This window comes from Rhodovulum sp. BSW8, assembly GCF_003314725.1.
GTDB classification, from domain to species: domain Bacteria; phylum Pseudomonadota; class Alphaproteobacteria; order Rhodobacterales; family Rhodobacteraceae; genus Rhodovulum; species Rhodovulum visakhapatnamense.
On record NZ_QNVX01000012.1, the window covers coordinates 50988 to 64190 of the forward strand.

The 13203-nt window shown below is 69.6% G+C and carries 10 protein-coding genes and 3 pseudogenes; all 13 read left to right on the forward strand.

Features of this window, described 5'->3' with window-relative positions; translation table 11 throughout:
• The first annotated feature begins 29 nt into the window (after positions 1–29).
• The 13 genes and pseudogenes from DSD19_RS08505 (at position 30) to DSD19_RS08565 (ending at position 12993) form a co-directional block, all read left to right on the forward strand.
• Positions 30–1037 carry an ABC transporter permease gene (locus DSD19_RS08505; protein WP_113669266.1) on the forward strand — a complete coding sequence of 336 codons (1008 nt, stop codon included), beginning with the start codon at positions 30–32 and terminating at the stop codon, positions 1035–1037.
• On the forward strand, positions 1034–1912 hold the full coding sequence (locus tag DSD19_RS08510; RefSeq protein ID WP_113669267.1) for an ABC transporter permease: 879 nt from the start codon (positions 1034–1036) through the stop codon (positions 1910–1912). The genes DSD19_RS08505 and DSD19_RS08510 overlap by 4 nt, the downstream gene beginning before the upstream one ends.
• Positions 1912–2931, forward strand: a complete 1020-nt coding sequence (locus DSD19_RS08515; protein ID WP_207802437.1) for an ABC transporter ATP-binding protein — start codon at positions 1912–1914, stop codon at positions 2929–2931. Before DSD19_RS08510 ends, DSD19_RS08515 begins: the two co-directional genes overlap by 1 nt.
• The gene (locus DSD19_RS08520) at positions 2924–3763 is read left to right on the forward strand and encodes an ATP-binding cassette domain-containing protein (protein WP_113669268.1); all 840 of its coding nucleotides are present in this window, start codon (positions 2924–2926) and stop codon (positions 3761–3763) included. The genes DSD19_RS08515 and DSD19_RS08520 overlap by 8 nt, the downstream gene beginning before the upstream one ends.
• 356 nt (positions 3764–4119) lie before the next feature.
• On the forward strand, positions 4120–4704 hold the full coding sequence (locus tag DSD19_RS08525; protein WP_075786126.1) for an HNH endonuclease: 585 nt from the start codon (positions 4120–4122) through the stop codon (positions 4702–4704).
• 469 nt (positions 4705–5173) lie between these two features.
• The gene (locus tag DSD19_RS08530) at positions 5174–5743 is read left to right on the forward strand and encodes an HNH endonuclease family protein (RefSeq protein ID WP_207802438.1); all 570 of its coding nucleotides are present in this window, start codon (positions 5174–5176) and stop codon (positions 5741–5743) included.
• 193 nt (positions 5744–5936) lie between these two features.
• Positions 5937–6101: pseudogene (locus DSD19_RS08535) on the forward strand (metal ABC transporter substrate-binding protein); the annotation flags it as partial.
• A 28-nt stretch (positions 6102–6129) separates the two neighbouring features.
• Positions 6130–7000: pseudogene (locus DSD19_RS08540) on the forward strand (ATP-binding cassette domain-containing protein).
• Positions 6967–7617 (forward strand): annotated as a pseudogene (locus tag DSD19_RS08545) (metal ABC transporter permease); the annotation flags it as partial. The pseudogenes DSD19_RS08540 and DSD19_RS08545, both read left to right, overlap by 34 nt.
• An 84-nt stretch (positions 7618–7701) precedes the next feature.
• Positions 7702–8073 carry a Fur family transcriptional regulator gene (locus tag DSD19_RS08550; protein WP_256359748.1) on the forward strand — a complete coding sequence of 124 codons (372 nt, stop codon included), beginning with the start codon at positions 7702–7704 and terminating at the stop codon, positions 8071–8073.
• 185 nt (positions 8074–8258) lie between these two features.
• The gene (locus DSD19_RS08555; protein WP_113669270.1) at positions 8259–9467 is read left to right on the forward strand and encodes an efflux RND transporter periplasmic adaptor subunit; all 1209 of its coding nucleotides are present in this window, start codon (positions 8259–8261) and stop codon (positions 9465–9467) included.
• A 3-nt stretch (positions 9468–9470) separates the two neighbouring features.
• Positions 9471–12596: an efflux RND transporter permease subunit gene (locus DSD19_RS08560; RefSeq protein WP_113669271.1), complete on the forward strand. Its 3126-nt coding sequence runs from the start codon at positions 9471–9473 to the stop codon at positions 12594–12596.
• 187 nt (positions 12597–12783) lie between these two features.
• Positions 12784–12993 carry a molybdopterin-binding protein gene (locus tag DSD19_RS08565; protein ID WP_075786134.1) on the forward strand — a complete coding sequence of 70 codons (210 nt, stop codon included), beginning with the start codon at positions 12784–12786 and terminating at the stop codon, positions 12991–12993.
• Positions 12994–13203: the final 210 nt, after the last annotated feature.

Genomic DNA, 13203 nt, shown 5'->3' on the forward strand with positions numbered 1-13203 from the left:
GACGGCCTCTTTGCCCCGAGACCCGCTGAATGCTTCGCTTTCTTCTTCGCCGCCTTCTGATGCTGGGTCCGGTGCTGGTCGGGCTGACGGCGATCATGTTCGTCATTGCCCGGCTGCTGCCCGGCGACCCGGTGGGGCTGGCCGCGGGCCCCAACGCGACGCTGGCCGAACGCGCGGCGCTGGCGCAGGAATTCGGGCTCGACCGGCCGGTCTGGGACCAGTACCTGAGCTATGTCGCGGGGCTGGCCCGGGGCGATCTGGGGCGCTCGCTGATGACCCGGCGCCCGGTCGCCGAAGACATCGCCATCTATCTGCCCGCGACGCTGGAACTGGTGCTGGCGGCGATGGCGCTGGCCATCGCGCTGGGGCTGCCGCTGGGGCTTCTGACCGCGCTCTGGCAGAACCGCTGGCCCGACCGGCTTGGCCAGGTGCTGGCCATCGGCGCGATCTCGGTGCCGCGGTTCTTTCTGGGGCTGCTGCTGCAACTGGTCTTCGCGATGTGGCTGATGTGGCTGCCGCTGGGCGGGCAATTGCCCGTCGTGACCCTGCCGCCGCCCCGGGTGACGGGGCTTGTCACCCTCGACGCGGCGCTGGCGGGCGACTGGGCCACGCTGGGCGCTGCCTGCCGCCATCTCGCGCTGCCCGCGCTGGCGCTGGCGCTGTCGCCGCTGGCGGCGATCCTGCGGATGATGCGCGCCTCGGCGATCGAGGTCATGGCGCAGGATTATGTGACCGCCGCCCGCGCGCTGGGCCTGCCGCGCCGCAAGATCCTGATCAAGACCATCGGCCGCAACGCGGTCTCGGCCACGCTGACGGTGATCGGGCTGTATGTCGGCTGGCTGCTGGGCGGCACCGTGCTGGTCGAGACGGTCTTCGACTGGCCCGGGCTCGGGCTTTACGCGACCCGCGCGATCCTCAGCCAGGACATGATGCCAGTGATCGGGGTGGCGCTGGTCACCGGGCTGATCTTCATCGCGGTCAATCTGGCGGTCGACCTGGCCTACGGGCTGATCGACCCCCGGGTGCGCTACGAATGACGACCGGGACCCGCCTGCCGAGGCCCGCCGCCCGCCGCCCGCGCGCCCTGCGCCGCTTCGGGCGGAACCGGCTGTCGCTGCTGGGCGCGGGGCTCGTGGCGCTGGTGCTGGCGCTCGCCCTTTTCGGCCCGCTTCTCGCGCCCTATCCCGCCCATGTCGCGGGCGGCATCGACACCGCCGCCCGGTTTCAGCCGCCCTCGGCGGCCCATCCCTTCGGCACCAACGAGCTGGGCCAGGACGTGCTGTCGCTGACCCTCGCGGGCGCCCGGGTCTCGGTGCTGGCAGGCTTTTCCGTGGTGCTGATCGGCGGCACCACCGGCACTCTGATCGGCGGCATCGCCGGGTTTCTCGGCGGCTGGATCGACGAGATCCTGATGCGGCTGACCGACCTCATGCTGATCGTTCCGAACCTGATCCTTGCCATGACCGTCGCGGCCGTGCTGGGGCCGGGGTTCCAGAACATGGTGCTGGCGCTGGCGCTGGGCTGGTGGCCGGGCTATGCGCGGCTCCTGCGTGGCGAGGTGCTGGCCGCGCGCGAGCGCCCCCATGTCACCGCCGCCCGAGCGATGGGCGCCTCGCAAGCGCGGGTGCTGGTCCGCCATATCCTGCCCAATTGCGTCTCGCCGGTGATCGTCAAGATGTCGCTCGACATGGGCTTTGCGATCCTGATGGTGGCCGGGCTTGGCTTCATCGGCATCGGGGTGCGGCCGCCGGTGCCGGAATGGGGCACGATGCTGGCCACGGCGCGGGCCTACATGCCCGACATGTGGTGGGTGGCGATGGCCCCGGGCCTTGCGATCTTCGTCGCGGTCTTCGGCTTCAACCTCCTGGGCGACGGGCTGCGCGACAGCCTCGATCCGCGCGGAGGCCGCTGATGCCCCCGCTGATGCCCCCGCTGCTGGAAATCCGCGACCTGCATCTGACGATGGCGAGCCGCGACGGCCCGGCGCAGGTGCTGACCGGCGTCGCACTCCGCATCGCGCGGGGCGAGATCTGGGGTCTGGTGGGCGAATCCGGCTGCGGCAAGACGCTGACCGGGCTGTCCGTCCCGCGCCTGGTGCCCTGCCCGCCCGCGCATTATCCGGCGGGCGAGGTGCGGCTGGACGGCGAGGACCTGATGGCACTGTCCGAACGCCGGATGCGGGCGCTGCGCGGCCGCCGGATCGGGATGATCCTGCAGGACCCCGCCACCAGCCTGAACCCGACGATGCGGATCGGCGATCAGCTGGCCGACGTGGCGCTGGCCGCGGCCCGCCACGATCCCGCGCTGCTGGGCCCAGGCCCCGCCCGAACGGCCGCCCGGGCGCTGGCGGCCACGATGCTCGACCGGGTCGGGATCGCCTCGGCGCGCCAGAGGCTGAGCGCCTGGCCGCACGAATTCTCGGGCGGGATGCGGCAGCGGGTGCTGATCGCCATGGCGCTGATCGGCGCGCCCGACCTGCTGATCGCCGACGAGCCCACATCGGCGCTCGACGTGCCCGTTCAGGCGCAGATCCTCGCGCTGATGCAGGGCATGGCGGCCGATCGCGGCCTCGGCATGATCCTGATCACCCACAGCATGGGCGTGGTGGCGCGGGCCTGCAGCCATGTCGCGGTGATGTATGCGGGCAGCATCGTCGAGACCGGGCCGGTCGTCGAGGTGCTGGACCGCCCGGCCCATCCCTATACCCGCGCGCTGATGGCCGCAGTTCCGGGGCGGCACACCCCGCGCGGCACGCTGCGCGCCCTGCCCGGCACCGTGCCCGACCTGCTGGCCGCGCCCCCCGGCTGTCGCTTCGCGCCCCGCTGCCCCGGGGCGACCCCCGCCTGCCGCGCCGCCCGGCCCCCGCTGCGCCCCCTTGGCGCGGGCCATGCCGTCGCCTGCGCCCATCCGGACGCGCCCGCCCATGGCTGATCCGCCGCTTCTGGAGCTGCGCGGGGTCTCGCGCCTCTACCGGCCGCGCCGCAGCCTGCTGGCCCGCGGCCCCGAGGTGGTGGCGCTCGATGGCGTCAGCCTGCGGATCGGACAGGGCGAAAGCCTCGGCGTCGTCGGCGAAAGCGGCGCTGGCAAGTCCACCCTGACCCGCATCATCCTGCGGCTCGAGCGCCCCGATGCGGGCCAGATCCTCTATCGCGGCGCCGATGTGGCCCGGTTCGGGCCGGGCGCGCTGCGCGCCTTCCGCGCCCGGGTACAGATCGTGTTCCAGGACCCGCAGGCCGCGCTGAGCCCGCGCATGACCGCCGAAGAGATCTTGACCGAGCCGATGCTGGTGCATCGCGACACCGTCGGACTCGACCGGCGCGGACGGCGCGCGCGGGTGGCAGAACTGATCGAGACGGTCGGGTTGAGGCCCGATCACCTGCGCCGGTTTCCCCACGAGCTTTCCGGCGGCCAGCGCCAGCGGATCGGCATCGCCCGCGCGCTGGCGGCGGGGCCCGAGCTGTTGCTGCTGGACGAGCCCACCTCGGCGCTCGACGTCTCGGCGCAGGCACAGGTGCTGAACCTGCTGATCGATCTGCAGGACCGGTTGGGGCTCGGCTATCTGTTCATCAGCCACGATCTGGCCGTCGTGCGTTACCTCTGCGACCGGATCGCGCTGATCCGTCAGGGACGTCTGGTCGAGGAAGGACCGGCCGCGCAGATCTTCGACGCCCCTCGCACCGCCTGTGCCCGGAGGCTGATCGACGCGGCCCCCGACCTCGGGGCCCCCTTGCGGTCCGCCGGCAGGACGACCGGGACCGACTGAGACCTCCGGCCCCCGGGTCGCCCCCAGCCCCGGACCGCGGCCGGGCCTCCGCCTGCTGAGTTGGGCGATTCCCGGGGGTAATGCCCCGGTTCGCGCCCCGCGCGCGGCAGGTCTTTTGGGCCCCAAGGCATGAGAAACCGGTCGCTTTGCACAATTCGCAGGCACATCCCGGTGGCACCGCGCGGTCCGGCGTCACAACGCCGTTACGCAAAGCCTTTAGTCACCGCCCCAAGGGCCACCGCATCTGCGGGGCTTGTCAGGTGGCAAACGCCATATATAGTCAAACGCAAGGCAAGGGGCGGGCACGTCCCGTCTCGGGGCCGGGCAGGCAGACGGGGCAGAGGCTGAGTCTCACCATGGATGGCGATTTCAGAACTTCGTTCGTGCGGGAGCCAGGCTCTCTCAAGCATCATCCGGCGCTGGTCCTGAACGCCGATTACCGCCCGTTGTCCTACTATCCGCTGTCGCTCTGGCCCTGGCAGGAGGCGGTCAAGGCGGCCTTCCTCGACCGGGTCGACATCGTGGCCGAATACGACAAGGTCGTCCGAAGTCCGACCCGGACGATCCGAATACCCTCTGTCGTCGTGCTGAAAGATTTCGTCAAACCGCAGAAGCGCGTGGCCTTCACGCGCTTCAATCTTTTCCTGAGGGACGAATTCAGCTGCCAGTATTGCGGCTGCAAGGGCGATCTGACCTTCGACCATGTGGTGCCCCGCGCCCGGGGCGGCATCACCAGCTGGGAAAACGTCGTCGCCGCCTGTTCGCGCTGCAACCTCCGGAAGGGCTCGAAAAGCCTGCGCCAGGCGGGCATGTCGCTTCGCCGCGCCCCGCGCCGTCCCCAGGCGACCGAGCTGCGCGATGTCGGCCGCAAGTTTCCCCCGAACTACCTGCATGACAGCTGGCTCGACTTCCTCTACTGGGACGCCGAGCTCGAAGCCTGATCCGCGCCCGGCGCGGCGCGCGCCACGGCAACCACGTTTTCCACCGAACGGCCTTTTGCACAGCCGATGGACCTGCCCCTCTCCAGGAAGGTGTCAGGCACCGGGCATGCGCCCCCATGAGGCCTATTGATCCCGGCGATCCCCCGGCGCAACCGAGCAGGCCTGCCCCGGCCTGACCATGCCTGCCAGTCGACCGGGCGGTGACCAGGCGAGCCGCTCTCGGACGAGGGCCACCGTCGGCCGCCTGACCCGGGCGAACGGCACCCCGCGCGATCGGGTCGCCGCGCCGGGGCGCCTGCCGCATCCGGACGAGGCGCAGGACTGGCGCGGGCGCAAAAGGCGCCGCGACAGTTGATCCTCGCGCGCTGCGGGGTCATGACGGGACGCGTATGAGTTTCCCCGGGCCGAAGCGGCATTCACCCGGATCCCGGGGGCCAGGTCGAGTAAAGAGTCTAAAGAGTCCGCCCCGTTGTTCCGTCGTCTTCCCCTGCTTCTGCTGAGCGTCACGCTTCTGACCTGCACGCCGGTCGCGCAGGCCCCCGATCCCACGACCGCCCCTTACAGCCGCGCGGCCTTCGGCGCGGGCTGGGCCGATCCCGATGGCGATTGCCTCGACACCCGGGCCGAGCTGCTGGCGGGTCTTTCCACCGTGCCGGTGACACTGGCGCCCTCGGGCTGTTCGGTGCGCCACGGCCGCTGGATCGCGCCCTATACCGGGTGGGTGGTGACCCAAGCCCGGGATCTCGACATCGATCACATCGTGCCGCTGCGCTATGCCTGGGGCCATGGCGCCGCCAGCTGGCCGTCCGCGAAGCGCGCCCGCTTCGCGCTCGATCCCGTCAACCTGCTGCCCGTCACAGCCTCGGCGAACCGCTCGAAGGGCGCGCGGGGGCCGCTCGACTGGCTGCCGCCCGATCAGGTCTTCCGCTGCCAGTACGTGCTGCGGTTCCGGCGGATCGCCAAGGCCTACGGGCTGGTGCACTCGGCCGCGGAAAAACGGGATCTGGCGGCGTTGACCGAACAGGTCTGTGGGACATGACGGCCGAGACCGGCAGGTCGGGCCTTCGAACACACGGCTTTGATCTTGGTCCGGCCCGCGACCGCCATGCTGGCCCCCGGCGTGACGACGGCCGCATCATGAGGCCGGATACATGTCGGCCCCCGACACCAACGCCAAGACCCCTCTTGCGCAAGGGACAGGTACGTATCTCGCACAGATCCCGCGAGGCGATCCCGCCAGGCAGGTGGCACGAGAGACCGGGGCGGCCTTCGGCGGGGCGCTTTATGTCGACAGTCTCAGCGATCCGACCGGGCCGGTGCCGACCTGTCTCGACCTCTTGCGCGTGACCTTTGACACCGTGGCGCGCGGCCTGCTCGAGGCGACGGTCGCGAACTGACGCCCCCGCCGCTCTGGACAGGAGACCCATGGTGCACCGCCCGACCGCCGACGACATCCCCGCGACAGAGGCCGATCCGCGCGGCACGATCACCGCGCTCGCTGGCGTGAACGGCGCCGGGAGATCGACGCTTTTCAAGGCGATCATGGACCTCGTTCCGGTCGCGCGGGGCGAGATCCGGCGGCTGGGACTGGGCGGGCGCGAGGCGCTGCGTCGCAATCTGCTGGCCTATGTCCCGCAGGCCGAGGAGGTCGGCTGGTGCTTCCCCGTGCTGGTCGAGGATGCGGTGATGACGGACCGCCACGGGCATATGGGCTTTCCGCGGCGTCCGCGTGCGGCCGACAGGGCAGCGGTCGACCGCGCGCGCGATCGCGTCGGCTCGACGGCGTTTTGCCACCGCCAGATCGGCGAGCTGTCGGCGGGCAGAAAAGGCGGGTCTTTCTGGCCCGGGCGCTGGCACAGGACGGCCGGGTGATCCCGCTGGACGAGCCCTTCACCGGGGTCGACGTCAAGACCGAAGAGCAGATCGCGGCGCTGCTGCGCGCGTTGCGGGACGAGGGCCGGGTGATGCTGGTCTCGACCCATGATCTGGGTTCGATGCCCGAATTCTGCGACCGGGCGGTGCCGGTGCGGGGCACAGTGCCGGCGACGGGCCGACCGCGACGACCTTCACCCGCGCGAACCTCGAACGCGCCTTCGGCGGCGTGCTGCGCCAGTTCACGCTGGGCGGTCCCAAGCTGCACGATGACGACGACCCGCGCCAGATTTCGATCCTGACCGATGACGAGCGTCCTCTGGTGCAATATGGCGACCGCACCCAGGACCGTGAGGGCGCGCAATGCGCCTGCTCGAACCCTTCGCCTATCCCCCGATCCTCGGCGCCTTTGCGGCGGGGGTGACCAGCGCGCTTGTCACCGGGTATATGGCCGAGAACCGCCGGATCAAGCGCGCCACGGTGATGGGCGTCGTCTGTTCGGGGATGTTCGCGCTGGAGGTCATCCTCTTTGCCGCCTTCCCCTCCAACGCCCATCTCGACCCTATCCTGTTCGGCGACATGCCGGGCGCCGGGCCGCAGGATCTGTAGACTGCAGGGCTGATCTCGCTTGGCGTGACGCTGGCCGCGAAATGGAAGGACCCGATGCTGCGTACCTTCGACCCGGGCCAGGCCAAGGCCTCGGGCCTGCCGGTCGGGGTGCTGCATTACGGGCTTCTGACGGCGCTGTCGCTGACCATCGTCGCAACGCTGTCGGCGACCGGGCTGCTCCTGGCCGTGGGCCTGCTTATCGCCCCTGGTGCCATCGCCTTTCTGCTGGTGCAGAGTTTCGGGCCGATGCCGGTCGTCTCGGTCGCCGTCTGCCTTGCGGCCATGCTGGGCGGCACCTATGCCAGCTTCCATGTCGACAGCGCCCCGGCGGCGACGGTCACTCTCGTGCTCACGGCGCTTTTCGCGGCGGCCTTCGGGCGGCGTCTGCACCGGACAAGGGCCGCCTCGCGCGGCGCGAGGGGCGCGGGCTGAGCGCCGGGGCCCGGAGCGACCGAAAGGAAGACCGTCCTGCAGGACCGAAGCGACAGGCTGACCCGGGCGCTGCGCGCGGCCGGGATCCGCGTCACCCGGCAACGCGCCGCCCTGATGAACGTGCTGGCCGAGGCCGAGGACCATCGCGACGCGGCCGAGCTGCACCGCCGGGCCGAGCCCCGCGCACCGGGGCTGTCCTTGCCGACCGTCTGCCGCACGCTGAGCGCGCTGGAGCATCAGGGCGTGATCCAGCGCCACCAGTTCGAGGGCGCGCCCGCCTGTTTCGGACGCGCCGAGACCGCCCATCACGACCACATGATCGACATCGGGACCGGCGAGGCGGTCGAGTTCCGCTCGGACCGGATCGAAGAGCCGCAGGCCCGGATCGCGGCGAAACCGGGCTATGATATCGTCCATCACCGGATGGAGCTCTACGTCCGCAAGACGCGCGGCTGAGGCAGGGCCGGGCCGTCCTCCAGCCGTCCTCCAGCCCCCTTTCCGGCCGGATTTGCGCCGTCACCAACGGAATTCCTCGCCAGCGCCGTAACACAACCGTTATGGTCGGTGTCGTTGCCCCTTCGGCATGTGTTGCGTAGCACCGGGCAGGTTCCGCCCCCCTTTGACCCTCTTACGGATATTGCATGTCACTCATCTCCTTGACCCGGTCGCTGCCGTTCCGGTCCCCGCTCGATTGTCTTGCGGTGCTGGCCGCACTTGTCTGGCTGACCCCCGCCGCCCTTGCCCAGGAGCCCGCGACCGGCGGCGCACCTCCGATGCAGGTCGGCGTGATCGAGATGCAGCGCCAGGAGGTGCCGCGCACCGTCACCCTGCCCGGCCGGGCCGTGGCCTTCGAGGATGTCGAGATCCGGCCCCGGGTCGACGGCGTCGTCGAAGAGGTGGTCTACAAACCCGGCCGCCCGCTGAAGGTGGGCGATCCGCTTTACCGGATCGACGATGCGGCCTACCGCGCCGAGGTCGCCGCCGACGCGGCCGATCTGGCCAAGGCCGAGGCCAATCTGCCGGTCGTGCAATCCGCCTATGAGCGGGCGCTCAAGCTGGAGGGCAACAACTATTCCGCCGCCCAGGTCGACGCCGCCCGGGCCGAACTGGAAGAGGCGAAGGCCACGCTCGACGCGGCCCAGGCCGCGCTCGACTATTCCCGCACCCAGCTGTCCTGGACCACGATCCGCAGCCCGATCGAGGGCGTGCCCGACATCTCGGCGGTGTCGGTCGGCGATCTGGTCACGGCGGCGCAAGGCGACGCGCTGACCACCGTCACCCGGCTTGACCCGATCTATGTCGACATGATCGAAACCAGCGCCCGGATCCTGTCGATCCGCGGCCAGATCGAGGCCGGAACGCTGAAGATGAACGACCGCCTCCGCGCCCGGCTGGTGCTGGAAACCGGCCAGAGCTACGAGGGCGAGGGTCAGCTGGTGACGCCGGGAACCAGCGTCGCGACCTCGACCGGGACCATGAGCGTGCGCTTTCGCTTCGACAATCCGCGGCGGCTGATCCTGCCCGGCATGTTCGTCCGGGGCGAGGTCACGCTGGGCTCGGTCGACGCCTTCCTGGTACCGCAGCGCGCGGCCCAGCGCGACAGTTCGGGCAAGCTGAACGCCTTTGTGCTGGCCGCCGACGGCACCGCGAGGAAAACCGCGCTGACCGAGATCGGCAGCACCGGCAACAGCTGGATCGTCGAGGACGGAATCGCGCCCGGGGACAAGCTGATCGTCGACGGGCTGAAATCGATGAGCGATGGCCAGAAGGTACGGCCGGTGACCGCCACGCTTGATGAAAACGGGCTGGTGCAGGACGCCGCCCCCGCGTCGTCCGGCGCGGAGGACTAGACCATGGCCGCCTTCTTCATCCGACGCCCGGTTTTCGCCTGGGTGCTGGCCATCGTCACCATGCTGGTGGGGGCCTTCGGCCTCGCGACGCTGCCGATTTCGCAATATCCCGACATCGCGCCGACGACCGTGCGGATCTCGGCCAGCTATACCGGCGCCTCGGCCGAAACCGTCGAGAATTCGGTGACCACCGTGATCGAGGACGGCATGACCGGGCTCGACGGGCTGACCTACATGACCTCGACCTCGTCGGAAGGCTCGGCCAGCGTGTCGCTGACCTTCGACGACACGGTCGATCCCGACATGGCGCAGGTGCAGGTTCAGAACAAGCTGCAGCTGGTGCAGTCGAAGCTGCCCGCCAGCGTCACCCAGCAGGGCGTGGCGGTCACCCGCTCGACCAGCTCGATCCTGATGGTGGGCGCGCTCGTGTCCGAGGATGGCAGCCTCAGTTCGGTGGAACTGGGCGATCTGCTAAGCTCGACGCTCGAAGACGCGGTGCAGCGGACCGAGGGCGTGGGGTCGATCAACGTCTTCGGCACGCAATATGCGATGCGCATCTGGCTCGATCCCGACCGGCTTTTCCAGTACCAGCTGACGCCCGCCGACGTGACCGGCGCCGTGGCCGAGCAGAACACCAATGTCACCGTCGGCTCGCTGGGCGCGCAGCCCGTGGTCGAGGGTCAGCAGATTACCGTGTCGCTGTCGGCCCAGTCGCAGCTCAGCTCGGTCGAGGACTTCCAGCGCATCCTGCTGAAGACCGAACCCGACGGATCCAGCGTCTATCTGGCCGATGTCGCCCGGATCGAGCTGGCCGAGGAAAGCTATGGCAGCTCCAGCCGCTTCAACGGCAAGCCCGCGGCGGGCTTTGGGGTCAACCTCGCGACCGGGGCCAATGCGGTCGAGACCGCCAGCCGGGTCCGCGCCACCATCGACGGGCTGACGGCCTCGTTGCCCGAGGGCGTGGCGGTCGAATACCCCTATGACACCTCGCCTTTCGTCGAGCAGTCGATCGAGCAGGTCTATCACACCCTGGGCGAGGCCATCGTTCTGGTCTTTCTGGTGATCCTTCTCTTCCTGCAAAGCTGGCGCGCGACGCTGGTGCCGACCATCGCGGTGCCGGTCGTGCTGCTGGGCACCTTCGGGGTGCTGGCCGCGCTGGGCATGTCGATCAACACGCTCAGCATGTTCGCGCTGGTGCTGGCCATCGGGCTGCTGGTCGACGACGCCATCGTGGTGGTCGAGAACGTCGAGCGGGTCATGGCCGAAGAGGGTCTTGGACCCCGCGAAGCAACCGAAAAGAGCATGGCCGAGATTTCGGGCGCGCTCATTGGCATCGTGGTGGTACTGTCGGCGGTGTTCCTGCCGATGGCCTTCATGTCGGGCTCGACCGGGGTGATCTACCGGCAGTTCTCGGTGACGATCATCTCGGCGATGGTGCTGTCGCTGCTGGTCGCGCTGATCCTGACGCCCGCCATGTGCGCGACCCTGCTGAGGCCCGGAGACGGCCATGCGCAGCTGGCACCGCTGCGCTGGTTCAATGCCGGGCTCGACCGGCTGACCGGCGGCTATGGCGGCAGCGTGGCGCGGTTTTCCCGGCGGCCGTTCCGCATGCTGATCGTGCTGGCCGCAGTCGGGATCGGCGCCGGGCTCGTCTATCGCGAGGTCCCCTCGTCCTTCCTGCCGACGGAGGATCAGGGGGTGCTGATGGCGACCATCGAGCTGCCCCAGCACGCCACCACCGCCCAGACCGAAGAGGCGGTCGCGGCGCTGGAAAACCACATGCTGACCGCCACCGGCGGCGCGGTCGACTCGGTCTTCTCGGCGGTCGGCTTCAGCTTCGGCGGCAGCGGCCAGAACGCGGCGATGATGTTCGTCAAGCTCCGCGACTATGCCGACCGGCCCGGGCTTGACGCCGAGACGCTGAGCACCCGGACCAACGGCGCCTTCTTCCAGAACCGCTTCGGGCAGATCTACGTGATGCAACCGCCCGCGATCCCGGGCATGGGTACCTCGTCGGGCTTTACCATGTATCTGGTCGATCAGGCCGCAACCGGGCAAGAGGCGCTGAAGGCCGCGGCCGACCGGCTGGTGGCCGCCGCGACCGCCGATGGCCGCGTCACCAACCTGCGCGGCAATGACGACGCCACCAAGCCCTCGCTCCGGCTCGATATCGACCAGCAGAAGGCCGAGGCGCTGGGCGTGTCGCTGTCCGACGTCAACGGGATGCTGGCGACGGTCTTTGCCGGGACCTATGTCAACGACTTCCCGCTGGGCAACGACCTGCGCGAGGTGATCGTGCAGGGCGACGCGCGCTGGCGGATGCAGCCCGAGGATATCGACGTCTGGTATGTGCGCAATTCCGGCGGCGAGATGGTCCCGCTTTCGGCCTTCGTGACCCGGGTGTGGGACTCGGTGACGCCCTCGCTCGACCGCTATGGCGGCACCCGGGCGATGGAACTCTCGGGCGCCCCGGCACAGGGGATCAGTTCGGGCGACGCAATGGAAACGATGGAAGAGCTCGTCTCAGGCGCGGACGGCGGCTACGGCGTCGCCTGGACCGGGCTGTCCTATCAGGAACGGCTGTCGGGCAATCAGGAGCCGCTGCTTTATTCGCTGTCGGCCCTGGTGGTGTTTCTCGCGCTCGCCGCCCTTTACGAAAGCTGGACGGTGCCCTTCGCGGTGATGCTGTCGGTGCCGGTCGGGATGCTGGGGGCGCTTTTGGCGACCTGGCTGCTGGGTCAGTCGAACGACGTCTATTTCAAGGTCGGCCTGCTGACGACCATCGGTCTGGCGGCGCGGAACGCGATCCTGATCGTCGAATTCGCCGAGACCCTCCGGCGGCAGGGCCAGGCGCTGGTCGAGGCGACGGTCACCGCCGCCCGACAGAGGCTGCGGCCGATCCTGATGACCTCGCTTGCCTTCGGCTTCGGCATCCTGCCGCTGGCGCTGGCCAGCGGCGCCGGAGCCAATGCGCAGAACTCGATCGGCATCGGCATGCTCGGCGGCATCGTCTTCTCGGCGCTGTTCGGCATCGTGATGGTGCCGGTCTTCTACGTTGCCGTTCTGACCGCCGTCGCCCGGCTGCGCCCGCAGCCGTCGCGCCCCGCGCCCGACGAGGCCCGGGGCTAAGGCCGCAGACCGCGTCCCGCCCGGCCGAGAAAGGGCCGGGCGGGCGCAGCGCCCTCTGCGGCCCGGGAGCCGTTATGTAGATTTTTCTTATATTGCAAAAGACCTTGCCGCGTCCGATCAAGATGGTCCGGCAGCAGGCCGGACGCGCCGGTCCAGCGGGCCGGCCCATCGGGACAGGAATGACAAGATGAAACTCAGCGCACGCAACATCCTTACCGGGACCGTAACCGCGGTCGAAACCGGGACCGTCACCACCCATGTCAAGATCGACGTCGGCGGCGGGGCCATCGTCACTGCCTCGATCACCAACGAGGCCGCCACCGATCTGGATCTGAGGGTCGGCGACAAGGCCAGCGCCATCATCAAGTCGACCGACGTTCTGGTCGGCAAGGACTGATCCGCCGGGTTGGGGGGAGGGACGGCCCTGCCCCCGGCCCGCACCCGCGCGGCCTTCGCCCCCGAACGCCTAGCTGTTCGATCCCAGGGTTTGGTGGCGTGGTCCTATCGAAGGAATGGAAGGATGCCCTATGGGGCAAGTTCGTCACGGAAACGCCGCGACCACGTACGCGGTCAGAGCAGCGATACAGCGATCGCAAGCGTCGCTCGC

Bases quoted from the DNA above. Each gene is read 5' to 3' on its own strand.
- DSD19_RS08510 (WP_113669267.1), top strand. From the start codon at position 1,034: ATGACGACCGGGACCCGCCTGCCGAGGCCCGCCGCCCGCCGCCCGCGC.
- DSD19_RS08520 (WP_113669268.1), top strand. From the start codon at position 2,924: ATGGCTGATCCGCCGCTTCTGGAGCTGCGCGGGGTCTCGCGCCTCTAC.
- DSD19_RS08515 (WP_207802437.1), top strand. From the start codon at position 1,912: ATGCCCCCGCTGATGCCCCCGCTGCTGGAAATCCGCGACCTGCATCTG.
- DSD19_RS08505 (WP_113669266.1), top strand. From the start codon at position 30: ATGCTTCGCTTTCTTCTTCGCCGCCTTCTGATGCTGGGTCCGGTGCTG.
- DSD19_RS08555 (WP_113669270.1), top strand. From the start codon at position 8,259: ATGTCACTCATCTCCTTGACCCGGTCGCTGCCGTTCCGGTCCCCGCTC.
- DSD19_RS08560 (WP_113669271.1), top strand. From the start codon at position 9,471: ATGGCCGCCTTCTTCATCCGACGCCCGGTTTTCGCCTGGGTGCTGGCC.
- DSD19_RS08525 (WP_075786126.1), top strand. From the start codon at position 4,120: ATGGATGGCGATTTCAGAACTTCGTTCGTGCGGGAGCCAGGCTCTCTC.
- DSD19_RS08565 (WP_075786134.1), top strand. From the start codon at position 12,784: ATGAAACTCAGCGCACGCAACATCCTTACCGGGACCGTAACCGCGGTC.